The sequence below is a fragment of the Streptomyces sp. NBC_01571 genome, assembly GCF_026339875.1.
Lineage (GTDB): Bacteria > Actinomycetota > Actinomycetes > Streptomycetales > Streptomycetaceae > Streptomyces.
Window position 1 is genome coordinate 5,081,137 of the sequence record NZ_JAPEPZ010000001.1, and the last position, 16,361, is coordinate 5,097,497.

The window sequence follows — 16,361 nt, forward strand, 5'->3', positions numbered from 1 at the left end:
GGGGGTCCAGGGGGCGGAGCCCCTTGGCGGGGCACAGGGGCGGAGCCCCACAGAAGGTCTACGGCCAGAGCCACCAGCGGGGCCCAGGGGGCGGAAGCCCCAAGCCGGGGTCCAGGGGCGTAGCCCCAAGCCGGGGTCCAGGGGGCGAAGCCCCAAGCCAGGATCCTGGGCGAAGCCGCACGCCGGGATCCAGGGGGCGAAGCCCCGAGCCAGGGCCCTGGGCGAAGCCGCACGTCGGCGTCCAGGGGCGGAGCCCCAAGCCGGGGTCTGGGGCGGAGCCCCAGGTACGGGATGGGTCGGGTAGGGGCGGCGGGGGCGAGAGAAACCGGTCACCAACCCCCGCAGGGACCAGGCCCCCTACAGGAACGCCAGGTCAACAACCCAGAAGCTGGCGGCAGCCACCAACGCCGCCGCCGGCATGGTGATGAACCACCCCAGCACGATGTTCTTGGCGACACCCCACCGCACGGCGTTCACCCGCTTGGTCGCCCCCACACCCATGATCGCGGACGTGATCACATGCGTCGTGGAGATGGGCGCCTTGAACAGAAACGCCGTGGCGAACATGATCGACGCCCCGGTGGTCTCCGCGGCGAACCCCTGCGGCGGATCCAGCTCGATGATCTTCCGCCCCAGCGTCCGCATGATCCGCCACCCACCCGCGTACGTACCGAGGGACAGCATCACGGCGCAGGAGATCTTCACCCACACCGGAATCGGATCGTCGGCGCCCTGGACGTCACCGATGACGAGCGCCATCACGACGATACCCATCGTCTTCTGCGCGTCCTGCAGACCGTGCCCCAGCGCCATACCGGCCGCCGAAACGGTCTGGGCTATCCGAAAACCCCTCTTGGCCTTGTGCGGGTTGGACCGGCGGAACAGCCACATGATCGCGCACATCACCAGATAGCCGCCGATCAGACCGACGACCGGCGACAGGAACATCGGGATGATGACCTTGTCCAGGACGCCGGACCACAGGACGGTCGTACCGCCCGCGAGCGCCGCCCCCACCAGACCGCCGAACAACGCGTGCGACGAGGACGAGGGAAGACCGAAGTACCAGGTGACGAGGTTCCAGACGATGGCCCCGATGAGCGCGGCGAAGAGGATGCCCATCCCCTTGGAGCCCTCGGGCGTCGCGATCAGACCACTGCTCACGGTGTGCGCGACCCCGCTGCCGAGGAACGCGCCCGCGAGGTTCATCACCGCGGCCATGGCGAGCGCGGCCCGGGGGGTCAGCGCACGGGTGGACACCGACGTGGCGATGGCGTTCGCCGAATCGTGGAAGCCGTTCGTGTACGTGAATCCGAGCGCGACCCCGATGGTCACGATCAGCGCAAAGGTGTCCACGAAGCCTCAGGACTCCTTGACGGCGATGGTCTCCACCGTGTTCGCCACGTGTTCGAACGCGTCGGCCGCTTCCTCCAGCACATCCACGATCTGCTTGAGCTTCAGCACCTCGATGGCGTCGTACTTGCCGTTGAAGAGCTGGGCGAGCAGCTTGCGGTGGATCTGGTCGGCCTGGTTCTCGAGGCGGTTGACCTCGATCCAGTACTCGGTGAGGTTGTCCATGGTCCGCAGGTTCGGCATCGCCTCGGCGGTCAGCTCGGCCGCCCGCGCCAGCACCTCGATCTGCTGCTCCACGCCCTTGGGGAGCTCCTCGACCTGGTACAGCACGACCAGGTCGACGGCCTCCTCCATGAAGTCCATGATGTCGTCGAGGGACGAGGCCAGGTTGTAGATGTCCTCGCGGTCGAAGGGTGTGATGAAGGAGGAGTTCAGCTGGTGGAAGATCGCGTGCGTCGCATCGTCACCGGCGTGCTCGGCTGCCCGCATACGCTCTGCGATCTCGGCTCGGGCGGAGGCGTCGGCCCCGAGCAGTTCCATCAGGAGTTTCGAGCCCGTGACGATGTTGTCCGCGGATGCGGAGAACATGTCGTAGAAGCTCGTCTCCCTGGGGGTCAGACGAAATCGCACGTGAGGTCCTCGGGGTCCTTTTGTTTCGGTCAGGCTGATGCTAGGCGCATCATCCGGCCACGGCTAACCGGCCGTCCCCCAGTGTCGCCCATGAGGCACAGTGATCAGCACAGGGTCCGGTCCCGGCAGCGGGCAAGGGCCCTATACCCAACGAAGTTCGATACCATATACCTACCAGGGGTATATGTAACCGACCTTTCCGGCGGGATCAGCAGGAGGACACGATGACGACCACCGAGGCCGGCGCGCCGGTGCCCTCCGGTGACACGCGGGAGGCCGCGGAGGCGGTCGTGACCGACCACGACCGCGGTGTCCACGGCTACCACAAGCAGAAGGACGAGCACCTCAAGCGCCTGCGCCGGATCGAGGGCCAGATCCGCGGTCTGCAGCGCATGGTCGACGAGGACGTCTACTGCATCGACATACTCACGCAGGTCTCCGCCTCCACCAAGGCCCTGCAGTCCTTCGCCCTCCAGCTCCTGGAGGAGCACCTGCGCCACTGCGTCGCGGACGCGGCCCTCAAGGGCGGCGACGAGATCGACGCGAAGGTCGAGGAAGCCACGAAGGCGATCGGCCGGCTGCTGCGCACCTGAGGGCTGTCACCGTCCGCCCCCTCGCGAAGCCCGGCACACACCAGGCGGGCGGCGTGACGGCCGGACCTACTGCTCCGTGCCGCCCTCCCGCGCACGTTCTTCGGCCACTTTCAGCACCTCGTCGATGCTCTCCAGGCTGAGCCGGTCCTCATGGGCGGCCGACGCCGCGATGATCAGATCGCCGCACAGCTCGATCTCGGCGAGGGCCACGTGGTCCTGAACTGCCGTACCGCCGACCGGAGCCACGCGCGTCACCTCTTCCTGCCGTCACCGACTTCCTAGAGTAGGGAGCGGCCTACACACCGCGCATGGCACGGAAGGGCCATTTCCAGCCCCCAACCCCGCCTCCCACGAGGAGCCCGCGCAGGGACTCCGTGCCCCTGCGCCGCCCCCGGTTCGGGCCCCTACCCGCACTTCGCCGGCCCGCACGGCCTGCCGCACACCCTTCACCCCGCGGTCGCCGCACCTCTACGGCTCCGCGATCTTCCCCGCGAAGATGTCCGCGGATTCGGGAAGCCGTACGGGCGCCGGGACCCCGAAGTCGTACAGCAGGGTCGTCGAGGCGACCGCGACCGTACCCCTGTGCTGGCCGTTGACGAAGCTGAACCGGCACCGCAGCTCGCGGATCCGTCCCTCGTCGTCGAGATAGACGTCGAACGGGACCTCGGCGGTGGCGAACCCTTTCGCCGCCGCCCGCAGCGCCTCCCGGTTCCCCTTCGACGCGCTCCGCGCGGCGAGGTCCAGGTCGGCGGTCCCGCGATAGTGCGCCACCGGGACCCCCGCCACCTCCGTCCGGCCGGCGTACGTCGCCGTCCGCACCCCGCGCAGCAACTCGGCCGCGGCGAACGGGTCGGTGGCGCCGCCGGTCACCAGATTCCCGTCGGAGAGCGTCGCCGTGTCGACCCGCACCCACTTGTCGGCCGGGACACCCGCGCCGCGGTTCTTCATGAACAGGGCTCCCGGGGCGAGGAGTTCGGTGATCGGCCGGTGCTCCTCGGCACCGGCCGGGTCCTGCGGCAGCTCGACCGTGAGCTGCCCCGACTGCTTCCTGAAGTCGTAGACACCCTCACCCCGGATGGTGACGCGGGTCCCGCCGGTGGCCATCTCCATCGACGTACGGGCCCGCGCGCTGCCGGCGCGCTCCAGCGTGGCGGCGGCGCGGTGCAGCACCTCGGCGGAGACGGCACCCGAGCGGGTGCCCACGGCGGCGGGACGTGCGTCCTCCGCACCGGCGCGGCCGGCCGAACATCCGGCCACGCAGCACAGGAGCCCCGCCACCGCGACCGCGAGAACGCGAGCGTCCGTCCGCCTGCCCTGCTGCGCCACCATCGTCCGCCGACCCCCAGCCGGTCCGTCCCGGGCCTCCTGTCGTCCGGTTAACGACGAGTAGGGGCGCTCGTCACGCGGGTGCGATTCCGTTTGCTTGCCTGGGTAACGTTACGGACGTGGCGCAGCAGGACGACATCCCATTCGCCGGAGAACACCGGACCATCACGGTCGAACAGGGCCGCTTCTGCGTGGCCCGCTGCTCCTGCGGCTGGAGAGGCCCCGCCCGCCGGGCCCGCAGCCTCGCCCGCACGGACGCGGAGTCCCACACGACGCCCCCGCTCGCCTGACCCCGCCCTGCCCCGCACGCCCTCGCGCGCCAGGGCCGGGCAGGCGCGAAGCCCTCGGCAGGAGGCCGGATTCGGGGTGCGATGCCCGTGATATCCGTCATAGGGGGATCACGGTCCTGTAGCGGTTGCGTTCTTCGCCCGTCCGTTGTGGAACCCTCGGAACCGGTCACCCGTCTCGTCCCACGGGAACCGAGCGGGAGGCTCACATGCAACGGCGAATATTCATAGGCGGCGGCGCGGCCGTACTCGCGGCGGCGGTCACCACCGCGTGCAACGGGAAGGACGGGGCGGCCACCAGGACGTCGTCCGGGGCCGCGGAGACGTCCAGCGCCCCCGTCCGCACGACCTCGGGCGCCACCCCCGCCGGCGTCCGCGCCGCCGCGAACTGGACCGCCCTCGCCAAGGACCTGGACGGGCCGCTGGTCCGCCCCGGCGACCGCGCCTGGCCCGCGGCGCACCAGCTGTACAACACCCGCTTCGACACGCTGAAGCCCACCGCCGTCGCGTACGCCGCCCACGCGGACGACATCCGTACGGCCATGGCCTACGCCCGCGCCCACCACATACCGCTGTCGATCCGCAACGGCGGCCACTCCTACGCGGGCTGGTCCTCCGGCGACGGCCGGCTGATCCTCGACGTCTCCAAGCTGGACAAGATCCGGGCGTCCGCGAACGAGGCCGTCGTCGGCGCCGGTTCCAAGCTGATCGACGTCTACCGCGCCCTCGCCGCGAAGGGCGTCACCATCCCCGCGGGTTCCTGCCCGACCGTCGGCGTCTCCGGTCTGACCCTCGGCGGCGGCCACGGCGTCGTGTCCCGGGCCTACGGTCTGACCTGCGACAGCCTCACCCAGGCGACGCTGATCACAGCGGACGGCAAGCAGCTCGTCGCGAACGCGAGCGAGCACAAGGACCTCTTCTGGGCGCTGCGCGGCGCCGGCAACGGCAACTTCGGTGTCGTCACCGAACTCCGTTACAAGACCCACCCCGCCCCGCAGGCCGTCTCCGCGTACCTGTCCTGGCCGTGGGCCAAGGCCGCCGCCGTGGTGAAGGCCTGGCAGGAGTGGGGCCCGGACCAGCCGGACGAGATCTGGTCCTCGCTGCATCTCGCGAACGCCGCCGGGGGCACTCCCACCGTCTCCGTCGCCGCCTTCTCCCTCGGCACCTACGGCGAACTCCAGAACGCCGTGGACCGCCTGGCCGACCGGGTCGGCGCCCCCGCCTCCAGCGTCTCCCTCAAGAAGCGCTCGTACGAGGAGTCGATGGAGGTGTACGCGGGCTGCTCCTCCTTCCCCACCGACCCCCAGTGCCATCTGCCGGGCACGACGCCGGGCCGGGCCGCGCAGGGCGCCCTCGGCCGCGAGACGTACGCGGCCCGTTCGGACTTCTTCGACCGCTCGATCTCCGCGGCAGGCATCCAGACGCTCCTGAACCAGATCGCCGCGGTCCGCGGCGGCGCGGGCAGCATCGCGCTCACCGCGCTGGGCGGCGCGGTCAACCGTGTCTCCCCGACCGCGACGGCCTTCGTGCACCGCCGCTCCCGGATGCTCGCCCAGTACATCGCCTCCTGGCAGGCGGGCACCTCCGGCACCACGGCCCAGTCCTGGCTGACCTCCGCGCACACGGCGATGGCCCGCCACGCCTCCGGCGCCGCCTACCAGAACTACACGGACCCGACCCTCACGGACTGGCGCAAGGCGTACTACGGCGACGCGGCGCCCCGGCTCACCGCACTGAAGAAGCAGTACGACCCGGACCGCTTCTTCTCGTTCCCGCAGGCGCTGTAGAAGCCGTCCGCTCCAGAGGCCGTCGCCGCAGAAGCCGCGCCCGCGCGGCCCGGTGGGAACCGGGCCGGGATGGGAACCGGGCCGGGACCGGAGGCGGCGGCTACGCCGCCAGGTCGGGCTCTTCGGGCCGCTCCGCCCGCGCCTCCGGAATCAGCGCCCGCTGTCCCGTGAGACCCGCGCGCCGCGCCCGCACGAGCCGGCCGGCCCGCGGGGACCGCTCGACGGCCTTCATGACCGGCGTCAGCAGGGCCATGGCGAGCGGGGACAGCAGCAGGGCGACGGCGGTGCCGAGGGCGAATCCGCCGATGACGTCCGTCGGGTAGTGCACGCCCAGGTAGACCCGGCAGAACCCCTCGACGAGCGCGAGCCCTATCCCGGCCAGCCCGAACTTCCGGTGCACGACGAACAGGCCGACCCCCATCGCCATCGTGAGCGTCGCGTGGTCGCTCACGAAGGAGAAGTCGGTCTTGCCCGCCACCAGGACGTCGAGCCCCTGGTGGTCCACGAACGGCCGGGGCCGCTCCACGAAACCTCTTATCGGCACGTTCACCAGCACCGCGATTCCGGCGGCCAGCGGCGCCCACACCAGCCCGGCCACGGACGACGCCGCGCCCTCGCCGCCGCCGCGCCGCACGGTCCACCAGCACCACAGCACCAGCAGGACCATGGCGAGCAGCAGTCCGTACTCGCCCACGAACTCCATGCCCCGGTCGAACCAGTGCGGTGCGCCGTTGGCGAGGCCGTTGATGTCGTAGAGCAGGTCGACGTCGGGGTTCGAACCGGATTCGGCGAGTCCAGCCATGGTGCTGCGGCCCCTTCGTCGTCTTTCCCGCGGGCACGCCCTTTCGCGCGCCGCTCGATCCACCCCGTGATGTGTAGAACCGCGGCCCGGAGGTCCTGGATCCGCTCTACGTCATCAGGAACGCACACTGCCCTTCAGTACGTTCCACACTCCACCGAATGATCACGCAGACGTTATCGAAGAGAGATACATCGCCGCAGCTCAGGGGGTGGGTTCAGACCGTGGTCGGCAGTGCTTTCGCGCCATCCTCGGTCACGCGCGTCGCTCCGAAGTAGTCGGGGGTGTCGATCGGGTCGAAGCGGATGACGGCACCCGTCCGCGGCGCGTCGATCATGTAGCCGCCGCCCACGTAGATGCCCACGTGCCGGATGGCCCGCGAGTCGGTGAGGTCGTCGGAGAAGAACACCAGGTCCCCCGGCAGCAGTTCCTCCCGCGCGGGGTGCGGTCCGGCGTTGTACTGGTCGTTGGCGACCCGCGGCAGGGTGACCCCGACGCTTTCGTACGCGGCCTTCGTCAGACCCGAGCAGTCGAAGCGCCCGCCCTGGTCAGCGGTGCCGTTGCCGCCCCACAGATAGGGCGTGCCGAGCTTCTTCTGCGCGTAGTAGATGGCCGCGGCGGCCTGCCGTGAGGGATCGACCCGGTTCACGGGCCGGGCGAAGCTCTTCTCCAGGGTGGTGATCGTCTTCACGTAGTTCCGGGTCTCCCGGTACGGCGGGACGCCCCCGTACCTGATGACCGCGTACGCCCCCGCGTTGTAGGCGGCGAGCATGTTCTCCGTGATGTTCCCCGGCGCGTCCTTCACGTACGAGGCGAGCTGGCAGTCGTACGAGGCGGCCGACGGAATCGCGTCATTCGGATCCCATACGTCGCGGTCGCCGTCCCCGTCGCCGTCGACTCCGTGCGTGGCCCACGTCCCCGGGATGAACTGCGCTATCCCTTCGGCCTTCGCCGGGCTCCTGGCGCTCGGATTGAATCCGCTCTCCTGGTACAGCTGGGCGGCCAGCAGCGCGGGGTTGATCGCGCCGCACAGGTTTCCCCACTTCTGCACGAGCGTCTGGTACGCGGCCGGTACCGCGCCCTTGGCGAGCCCGACCGAGCCGCCTCCGACGCCGTTCGCGAGGTTGCCCGCGACCACGTAGACCCCGACGACGAGCAGCATCACGAAGGAGAGTCCCGCCCCGGCGACAGCGGCCGCCACGACCCATGCCTTACGCACCGTCAACCGCCCCTCGCCGCACAGGAGTCCGCCGCCGCCAGTGTAGAGGCGGCCCCCGCGCCGCGGGACGATCGCACACGAGGAGAAACCGCATGTGGCGGCCCTGTCCGGGCGTCTACCGCACCCCTTGCGCAACTCCCCTGCCCCGCAAGGCGGTAACGCGCCAAAGGGGACACCGGGCCACGGCCAAAAGGCGCCCGCGCGCGGCGTGGCGCTCCCCCCTACTGCTCCTGCGTCGACCGGTACAGGGCCCGGGCCTCGTCCCCGAGGACCACGCTGTACGAGATGTCGTCGGTGTCCCCGCCGGCCTCGTGGCCGCCGATGACTCCGACGACCTCCCCGTACCCGTTCACCCAGGGGCTGCCGCTCGTGCCGCCGGCGAAGGCGGGGCAGGCGATGCGCTGCTGGGTGCGGCTGTGGACGGTGGGCCTGTTCGTGCAGGTGATCGGCGCATCGAGGGTACTGGGGTAGCCGGTGACGGTCACGGCGGTCGCCCCGGTCTCCCGCCCCGTGACGAACGCGTTGCCGCCGACGACGTCCTCGACGCCCTTGCCGCCCCGGTCGGCGACGGTGGCGAAGGCGACGTCGCTGTCCTCGTCCTGGGCGCCGGTCCACGCGTCACCGACGTACGTCCTGCGGATCTCCCAGATGCCGTACGGCGCCTTCCCGTCGCGGTATCCGGGCGCGAAGCGGAGTTTTCCGCCGCCGTCCAGGCAGTGCGCGGCGGTCACGAGCAGGTTCCGTCCCTTGCTGTGCACGACGGACGCCGTACAGAAGTGGCCGCCCTCCAGAGCGCCGCTGCCCCCGAACAGCGCGCCGACGCGAGAGGCCGCCACGGTGCCGGAGGCCCGCGCGGTCACACCGAGGGGCCCGCGGCCGTCATCGGCCGCCGCCACGGAGGCCGATGTCACGGCCAGCACCGCGACCGCGACGAACAGGGCGTTCCGCCTGGCACCAGGGGGACGATTGATGCGCTTCATCGGTTCATACTCTGGCTCACGGATCTGAGAGAAATCCTGAAACCACCTTGAGAAATTGGCGTGAGTCCCCGGCGGAATCCGCCGTACGGCCCACGTCCACCGACCGTCCTCTCTCGCACTCCGATCAAATGACGTCACGCTACGTTACTCGAGCCACGTCCCCTGCGCGCGGCGGGCAGGATATCCACAGCCTGTGGACATCCACCCCGCACCGCACACCGCCCCGGCACCCGGGCGCTCCCGGGCACCACGGGAGGAAGGCCTCCACGGCCCGAGTACCCCCGAACCCCGACGGGACGCGGGCCGCCCCCGACGACGCCCGGATCCGGGACCCCGCCCTGACGCGGGCCTGTGCGGACGGGGCCGTGTCAGGACGCGGTCGGGGAATCGCCGCCCGCGGGCTCCCCGTCCCCGGCACCCCCGCCGTACGCCGCGGCCGTGCGGGCCGCGGCCTCCCGGGCGGCGCCCTCGGGCTCTCCGGCCGCGAGGCTCGCCCGGTACCAGCCCTCGCTGCTCAACGTCACGAACCGGCGCCCCTCGTCGGAAGCGAGCCAGGCCGTGCTCTCCTTCGGATCCACGGCCGGCCCGGACGACAGATGGGCGGCGAGCCCCATCAGACCGAGGTCCCAGCCGACACCGACCGCGCCGGGCCCGTACTGCGCCCAGCGTTCCTCGTCGACGTGCGCGATGTGCGCCAGCTCGAAGCGCGTCACGGCTTCCGCCACCGCCGTCAGCCGGACCTCGATCCAGCTGACCTCACCGCCGAACTCCCAGGTCGCGGCGAAGCCCCGGGGCGGATCGCAGCGCTCGACCGTGCCGCCCGCGTTGCCCTCCAGCTGGTAGGTGCCGCCGAGCCTCAGCTCCCCGGAGACCGGCAGGAACCAGCGTGGGATGCGCCGGGCGTTGGTGCAGGCGTCCCAGACCTCCTCGCGCGTCACGTCGTACGTCTGGCGCACCGTCACCACCCGCGCCTCGCCCGCCCTCCCGGAACGGGTACCGACCTGCCGCCTCACCGCGTCGATCTGATGGCTGACGTCGATCATGGAGTGCTCCTCGGATCCGCTCGCCCGGCGGCCATCTCACCACCGACAGCCTCCGAACCCGCGCAACTCCACGCATTCCCGCGAGCCCGGCCGAGCCGACTCCGGGCGACGGGAGCGCACCCCGCACCCCGTTCCGCGACGGACCTCGTCAAGTACCGCTCGTACCACGGCCTCCCGGCCCGCACCCACACCAACGGCTGTCCCTGCAAGGCCAGTCGGGCCGGTACGGCGGGGATACGGGCCGCGGCAACCGGCCGCGGCCCGTTTCCGTGCGCCACGGCGACGGGGATAGCCTGCGTGACAGCGATCGGGCGTCCACATCCCGCAGACGCGCGACCCGGAGAACATCGGCTCGACAACCCGTCAGAATCGGGACGCGTCCGCAGCACACCTACGAGGCGAGCAGGGCGACTGTCCCGCCCACTTCGTAGAAGGGGTTAACGACGGAACCACACGACAGGTTCCGCATCGACTTCATTGCCCGGCGTGACCTGCCGTGATACACAGAGTGACCATACGACTCTCCGCATACCGGCGCACGCCTCCCGAATGGGGCCCGCGTGCGCCGGTCGCAAGGGATTCGTACGAAACCCGCCAATCAATGACGCCAAGTCGACATGCGACAGCGTCATTGTCGGCGAGAATGGGCCCGACCTCTGCGCGCAGTGGCAGGGGGTGCAGAACTACCCACTAGGGGCGGTGACTTACATGCTTTTCGCAGCCGACAAGGGCGACATCACCACAATCATCGGCGGGATCGCCCCGGACTGGGGTCCCTTCGGCAGCCTGGGCAACGAAGCCAAGACGATGATCCAGGTCGTGATGGCGGTCGCCATCCTGCTCTGCCTCGGGATCGCGATCTGGGGAGCGGCCAAGCAACGCATCGGCGCGACGGCGCTGCGCGACACCTTCAGCGCGGAACAGGGCAAGGGCCTGATCATCGCGGGCCTCACCGGGGTCTTCATCATCGGGTCCCTGGGCACGCTGTTCACCATCGTGTACGGCATGGCCGTCTAGCCCCGGCCGGGGCGCCCGGCTTCTCTCTCCTCCGTCTGTCCGATCCACCTGTCCGTCGCGCCCACCGGCTGAGGTTGCGTTTCCCTGATGTCGAGTCACCACACCGCGTCCGCGCGGAAACCAGCACGGCTACCGTCGTACTACGCGATTCAGCAGAGGTTGAGGGGGCGTACGCGGCATGAGTCTCGGTGACGAACCCGGATACGGGGACGGCTCCCGCGGCGACGACGGGAGATACGGGGGCACGGGCCAGACCCGGACCCGCCTCCCCGACCGCCCCGGCGACGTCTACGGCGGCGCCCGCCGCGGACGCTCGTCCTCACGCAGCCTGGTCACGGTGGTCGGCGTCGTGGTCCTCCTGATCGCCGCGATCGCCTTCGCGAACCGTGGAGGAGACGATTCCCCTTCGACGGGCAACGGCGGTGGAAGCGGGGGCGACAAGTCCAGGACCTCCCCCACGGCGGCCTCCGGGGAGCGGCCGGTCGATTCGAAGACGAACGGGATTCCGGCCGGGTACAGCCACGACGTGCAGGGCGCACAGAGCGCGGGGGCGAACTACGCGGTCGCCCTGGGCTCCGACGGCATGTTCAACGCCGGCAAGCGCCATGCCATCGTGCAGGCCGTCGCCGACCCCAGCGCCCTGGACCGACTCCAGTCCGGCTTCGACGCGGACTACTCGGCGAACTTCCTGAAGAAGATCGGTCTGGACACCGACGGCGGCGCGCCCAGCGGAAGCACGTTCGTCAATCGCACCCTGCCGGTGGGCACCAAGGTCACCTCGTCCAGCGACACCGCGGCCACGGTCGAGGTCTGGTGCAACAGCCTCTTCGGGCTCACAGGCGAAAGCTCAACCAACCCTGTGACCAGCGGCTGGTTCACCGTGACCATGAAGCTGACCTGGAACGGCGACTGGAAGGTCCTGCAAACCAGCCAGAAGACCGGCCCGACCCCCGTCAACGGAGACAACGCCGTCTCCGGCGCCGACGAGATCGGCAAAGCGGTCGAGGAGTTCGGAGGGTTCACGTATGCCCGGTAGCCCGCACCACGCGATCAAGCTCACCGGCGTCGTAGCAGCCGTGCAGACCACAGCCGTGCTGCTGGCCTCGCACGCCTACGCGGCACCCACCCCGAAGGCCACCGACGACTCCTGCTCACTGATCGCGGGCCCGGCCAGGAAGTACTGCGAAAACGACGGCGGTTCCGGCGGCACCGCCGGCTCGCCCCCCAGCCTCACCTCCACCCTCGACCCCCTCTCCTCCCTCGCCAAGGGCTGCGCCGACGCCGCGTCCTGGACCATCGACAAGCTCTCCTCCGCGGTCAACGACACGGCGAACGTCGACTTCACGAACCCCAAGTTCCTCCAGCAGTACGCCGTCGTCTTCGCGGCGTCGACGATCCTCACCCTCCTCCTGTGGCTGCTCGCCGTGGCGAAGAGGGCGGTCCGGGGCGTCCCCCTCGGCACCGCACTCTCCGAGGCGATCGGCTTCCTCTGGCTCACGGTGCTGGCGTCCGCGTTCACCCCGCTGATCCTCTACACCGTCGTCTCGGCCTCCGACGGCGTCACCGACGTCCTCGCCAAGACCACCGGCAACCAGACCGACACCTTCTTCGGGACCTTCTCCGGCGCACTCGCCAAGGGCGAGAACATCGGCGGCGGCCCGATCATGCTGATCGTCGTGTCCCTGGTCTCGATCCTCGCCGCCGGCGTCCTGTGGCTTGAGCTCGTCATCCGCGCCGCACTCCTCTACGTCGGCGCCCTCCTCGGCACCGTCGTGTACGCGGGCCTCGTCGACAAGAACCTGTGGGGCCACGTCCGCCGCTGGGCCGGCGTCATGATCGCCGTCATCCTGGTGAAACCGGTCATCGTGATAGTGCTGGGCCTGGCCGGCGCCCTGTCGACCGACAACGGCCCGGACTCCTTCTCCGCCGTCGTCTCCGGCCTCGCCATCATCCTGCTCGCCATCTTCGCCAGCGCCATGATCTACCGCTTCGTCCCCGGCTTCGGCGACGAGATCGCGAACTCCCGCAACAACCGCATCATGCAGGGCGCCGAAGGCAAGGCCGCGGCCGTGATCAGCTCCCCGGCCACCCTCGTCGCCCAGGGCATCAAGACCCACAGCACCCGCGCCGACCACAACGGCGGCGGTGGCGGAGGCAACAGCGGCAACCAGCCGCCCCGCCCCGCCAACCCCGCCTCCGGCGGCGTGGCGGCGCACAGCACACGTACGCCGAACGGCGGCGGCGGATCCGTCCCGGCCGCCGCGCCGCCGCCACGTACGAGTCCCACCGGAAACACCCGCAACAGCAGTTCCAACCGCACGGGAGGTGAAGGGCGTTGACGACCGAGTCCCACGTGTCCCATCCGGTCACGCCCCGCCGTACATATCTGATCGGCCGCGCCCGGCCGAACGCGATGGTCGGCCGGAATCGCGAGTCCGGCGAGATCGTGCTCATCATCGCGGGCGCGTTCCTCGGCATGATGTGCGGTCTGCTCGTCCCCGTACTGTCCCTGCGGATCGTGCTGCTGATGGGCTTCCCGCTGCTCGCCCTCGCCGCGGTGTACGTCCCGTACAAGCGCCGCACGTTCTACAAGTGGTTCGAGATCAACCGCAGTTACAAGCGCAGCCTGCGCCGCGGCACGGCCTACCGCAGCAACGTCATGGAGGCCGGCACCCACCTCGACGGCCGGGAGATCGAGATCGGACCGCCGCCCGGCATCGGGCGGATCTCCTGGCTCGCGGCCCCCTTCGGACCCGACGAGATCGCCGTGCTCCTGCACGCCGACCGCCGCACCGTCACGGCCGCGATCGAGATCGAGGGTCCGGGCGTCGGCCTGCGCGACAGCGAGGACCAGGAAGCCCTCGTCGACCGCTTCGGCACCCTCCTCAAGCACGTCGCGAACGGCGACGGCTTCGTCACCCGTCTCCAGATGCTCGCCCGCACGCTCCCCGCCGACCCGGACGCCCACGCCAAGGACGTCGCCGTACGCGGGGACGATAAGTCCCCCGGCTGGCTGCAGCAGTCGTACGACCAGCTCCAGTCCATGGTGTCCACCAGCAGCGAGCAGCACCGCGCCTATCTCGTCGCCTGCATGCACTGGACCCGCGAACTCGCCGCCGAGGCCCAGGCCATGGCGCGAGCAGCCCGGCCCCAGGGCGGCAAGAAACTGGACCGCGACGCGGGTCTCGCCGTCGTCATGGCCCGCGAACTGACCGACATCTGCTCGCGGCTCCAGGAAGCCGACATCCGCGTACGCCAGCCCCTCGGCCAGGGCCGGCTCTCCTCCCTCGTGCACTCCATGTACGACCCCGACCACCCCATCGACCACATCCAGGCGATGACGAAGCGCAACGCGTGGCCCGCCGAGCTCGACGCCATGGAGCCCACCTACCTCCAGGCGAAGACCCGGGAGTCCTCCACCCGCGCGCCCTGGTGCCACGCCACGGCCTGGGTGAAGGAGTGGCCGATGACCCCGGTCGGCGTCAACTTCCTCGCCCCGCTGCTGGTCCACACCCCGGACGTCATCCGCACGGTCGCCGTCACCATGGACCTCGAACCCACCGAGATCGCCATCGAGCGCATGCTGACCGAGAAGACCAACGACGAGGCCGAGGCCAGCCGCCAGGCCAAGATGAACCGCACGGTCGACCCCCGCGACATCGCCTCCCACAACCGCCTCGACCAGCGCGGCGAGGACCTCGCGAGCGGCGCCGCCGGTGTGAACCTCGTCGGCTACATCACCGTCTCCTCCCGCTCCCCCGAGGCCCTCGCCCGCGACAAGCGCACCATCCGCGCCTCGGCCGGCAAGTCGTATCTGAAGCTGGAGTGGTGCGACCGCGAGCACCACCGGGCCTTCGTCAACACGCTCCCCTTCGCCACCGGTATTCGGAGGTAAGGCCCTGATGCGGGATCCGCTGTCCGCCGCCACGGACGCCTTCACGTCCTTCCTCTTCGGCAAGGTCGAGACAACCCGGCTGCCGGTCCGCACCTCCACGGGCCAGGCGCAGGCCGTCTACCTGCCCACCGCCGCACCCGGCCTCGGCGACTCCGGCGTCATCATCGGACGCGAGGTGTACTCAGGGAAGGGATACATCTACGACCCCTTCCAGCTGTACGGGCAGCAGCTCCCGGCCCCGCACTGGCTGGTCCTCGGCGAGTCCGGCAACGGCAAGTCGGCCCTGGAGAAGACCTACGTCCTGCGCCAGCTGCGCTTCCGCGACCGGCAGGTCGTCGTGCTCGACGCCCAGGGCGAGGACGGGGTCGGCGAATGGAACCTCATCGCGGAGGAGCTGGGAATAACTCCCATCCGCCTCGACCCCACGGCCGCCCTGGACATGGGAATCCGGCTCAACCCGCTCGACCCGGCGATCACCACCACCGGCCAGCTGGCCCTGCTGCGGACCATCATCGAGGTCGCGATGGGCCACGGCCTCGACGAGCGGTCCGGCTTCGCGCTGAAGGTCGCGCACGCCTACGTGAACGAGACGATCGTCGAGCGCCAGCCGGTCCTGATGGACATCGTCGAGCAACTGCGCCACCCCGAACCGGAGTCGGCCGAGGCGATGAACGTCGCCATAGACGACGTACGGGCCTGGGGCCTGGACGTGGCCCTGGTGCTCGACCGGTTGGTCGACGGTGACCTCAGGGGCATGTTCGACGGCCCCACGACGGTCGGCATCGACCTGGACGCCCCGCTCATCGTCTTCGACCTCTCCCACATCGACCGCAACTCCATCGCCATGCCCATCCTGATGGCGATCGTCGGCGTGTGGCTGGAGCACACCTGGATCCGGCCCGACCGCAAGAAGCGCATCTTCCTGGTGGAGGAGGCGTGGCACATCATCAACAGTCCCTTCGTCGCCCAGCTCTTCCAGCGCCTGCTGAAGTTCGGCCGACGCCTCGGCCTGTCCTTCGTGGCGGTGGTGCACCACCTGAGCGACGTGGTCGACGGAGCGGCGGCCAAGGAGGCCGCGGCGATCCTGAAGATGGCGTCCACCCGCACGATCTACGCGCAGAAGGCCGACGAGGCACGGGCGACGGGGCGGGTGATCGGCCTGCCCCGGTGGGCCGTGGAGATCATCCCGACCCTGACCCCGGGCATCGCGGTCTGGGACGTCAACGGCAACGTGCAGGTCGTCAAACACCTGATCACGGAGACCGAGCGGCCCCTCGTCTTCACCGACCGCGCCATGACCGAGTCCTCCGCGGACCACCTCGCCGACGACGCGCTGCGCGCCGCGGAACTGGAGGCCGAGGAGCGGGCGGCGGCCTTCGTGGAGCAGCACCTCAGCGATCTCGACGGCACGTCCGAGTCCACGGTGGCATGA

At 70.3% G+C, this 16,361-nt stretch carries 16 protein-coding genes; 8 read left to right on the forward strand and 8 right to left on the reverse strand.

Translation table 11 applies throughout. The features are described 5' to 3' along the window. Positions 1 to 357: 357 nt before the first annotated feature. Together OHB41_RS22870 and OHB41_RS22875 are read right to left on the reverse strand one after the other, a co-directional pair. Positions 358 to 1,356, reverse strand: coding sequence for an inorganic phosphate transporter (locus OHB41_RS22870; protein WP_266700093.1), 999 nt, complete (start codon positions 1,354 to 1,356; stop codon positions 358 to 360). Positions 1,357 to 1,362: 6 nt separating this feature from the next. After that, positions 1,363 to 1,983, reverse strand: coding sequence for a DUF47 domain-containing protein (locus OHB41_RS22875; protein WP_148009124.1), 621 nt, complete (start codon positions 1,981 to 1,983; stop codon positions 1,363 to 1,365). 224 nt (positions 1,984 to 2,207) lie between these two features. Between OHB41_RS22875 and OHB41_RS22880 the strand changes: the two genes are divergently transcribed. Continuing rightward, positions 2,208 to 2,576, forward strand: coding sequence for a metal-sensitive transcriptional regulator (locus tag OHB41_RS22880; protein WP_266700094.1), 369 nt, complete (start codon positions 2,208 to 2,210; stop codon positions 2,574 to 2,576). A gap of 66 nt (positions 2,577 to 2,642) precedes the next feature. Here the strand turns inward: OHB41_RS22880 and OHB41_RS22885 are convergent, their stop codons facing one another. After that, positions 2,643 to 2,831 carry a hypothetical protein gene (locus tag OHB41_RS22885; RefSeq protein WP_266700095.1) on the reverse strand — a complete coding sequence of 63 codons (189 nt, stop codon included), beginning with the start codon at positions 2,829 to 2,831 and terminating at the stop codon, positions 2,643 to 2,645. 213 nt (positions 2,832 to 3,044) lie between these two features. Continuing rightward, on the reverse strand, positions 3,045 to 3,905 hold the full coding sequence (locus tag OHB41_RS22890; protein WP_266700096.1) for an SCO4651 family lipoprotein: 861 nt from the start codon (positions 3,903 to 3,905) through the stop codon (positions 3,045 to 3,047). Between the two features lie 116 nt (positions 3,906 to 4,021). Between OHB41_RS22890 and OHB41_RS22895 the strand changes: the two genes are divergently transcribed. Next, positions 4,022 to 4,192 (forward strand): hypothetical protein, encoded by a 171-nt coding sequence (locus OHB41_RS22895; protein WP_266700097.1) that lies wholly within the window; start codon positions 4,022 to 4,024, stop codon positions 4,190 to 4,192. A gap of 206 nt (positions 4,193 to 4,398) precedes the next feature. Continuing rightward, complete coding sequence (locus OHB41_RS22900) at positions 4,399 to 5,976, forward strand: FAD-binding oxidoreductase (protein WP_266700098.1); 1,578 nt, start codon at positions 4,399 to 4,401, stop codon at positions 5,974 to 5,976. 100 nt (positions 5,977 to 6,076) lie between these two features. Here the strand turns inward: OHB41_RS22900 and OHB41_RS22905 are convergent, their stop codons facing one another. The 4 genes from OHB41_RS22905 to OHB41_RS22920 all read right to left on the reverse strand — a co-directional run bounded on the left by OHB41_RS22905 (position 6,077) and on the right by OHB41_RS22920 (position 10,017). Next, positions 6,077 to 6,778 carry a phosphatase PAP2 family protein gene (locus OHB41_RS22905; protein WP_266700099.1) on the reverse strand — a complete coding sequence of 234 codons (702 nt, stop codon included), beginning with the start codon at positions 6,776 to 6,778 and terminating at the stop codon, positions 6,077 to 6,079. A gap of 214 nt (positions 6,779 to 6,992) precedes the next feature. Further along, positions 6,993 to 8,000: a C40 family peptidase gene (locus tag OHB41_RS22910; RefSeq protein ID WP_266700100.1), complete on the reverse strand. Its 1,008-nt coding sequence runs from the start codon at positions 7,998 to 8,000 to the stop codon at positions 6,993 to 6,995. 215 nt (positions 8,001 to 8,215) lie between these two features. After that, positions 8,216 to 8,974 carry a trypsin-like serine peptidase gene (locus OHB41_RS22915; protein ID WP_266700101.1) on the reverse strand — a complete coding sequence of 253 codons (759 nt, stop codon included), beginning with the start codon at positions 8,972 to 8,974 and terminating at the stop codon, positions 8,216 to 8,218. Positions 8,975 to 9,342: 368 nt separating this feature from the next. Beyond that, positions 9,343 to 10,017, reverse strand: a complete 675-nt coding sequence (locus OHB41_RS22920; RefSeq protein WP_266700102.1) for an SRPBCC family protein — start codon at positions 10,015 to 10,017, stop codon at positions 9,343 to 9,345. A 708-nt stretch (positions 10,018 to 10,725) separates the two neighbouring features. Here OHB41_RS22920 and OHB41_RS22925 point away from each other — a divergent pair. The 5 genes from OHB41_RS22925 (at position 10,726) to OHB41_RS22945 (ending at position 16,361) form a co-directional block, all read left to right on the forward strand. Next, positions 10,726 to 11,034 (forward strand): DUF8827 family protein, encoded by a 309-nt coding sequence (locus OHB41_RS22925; RefSeq protein ID WP_054232206.1) that lies wholly within the window; start codon positions 10,726 to 10,728, stop codon positions 11,032 to 11,034. A gap of 178 nt (positions 11,035 to 11,212) precedes the next feature. Next, entirely contained in the window at positions 11,213 to 12,070 is an 858-nt protein-coding gene (locus tag OHB41_RS22930; protein WP_266700103.1) for a hypothetical protein, read from the forward strand. Further along, positions 12,060 to 13,373, forward strand: coding sequence for a hypothetical protein (locus OHB41_RS22935; RefSeq protein WP_266700104.1), 1,314 nt, complete (start codon positions 12,060 to 12,062; stop codon positions 13,371 to 13,373). Before OHB41_RS22930 ends, OHB41_RS22935 begins: the two co-directional genes overlap by 11 nt. Beyond that, positions 13,370 to 14,929 (forward strand): SCO6880 family protein, encoded by a 1,560-nt coding sequence (locus OHB41_RS22940; protein ID WP_266700105.1) that lies wholly within the window; start codon positions 13,370 to 13,372, stop codon positions 14,927 to 14,929. Before OHB41_RS22935 ends, OHB41_RS22940 begins: the two co-directional genes overlap by 4 nt. A gap of 7 nt (positions 14,930 to 14,936) precedes the next feature. Continuing rightward, positions 14,937 to 16,361: an ATP-binding protein gene (locus OHB41_RS22945; RefSeq protein WP_266700106.1), complete on the forward strand. Its 1,425-nt coding sequence runs from the start codon at positions 14,937 to 14,939 to the stop codon at positions 16,359 to 16,361.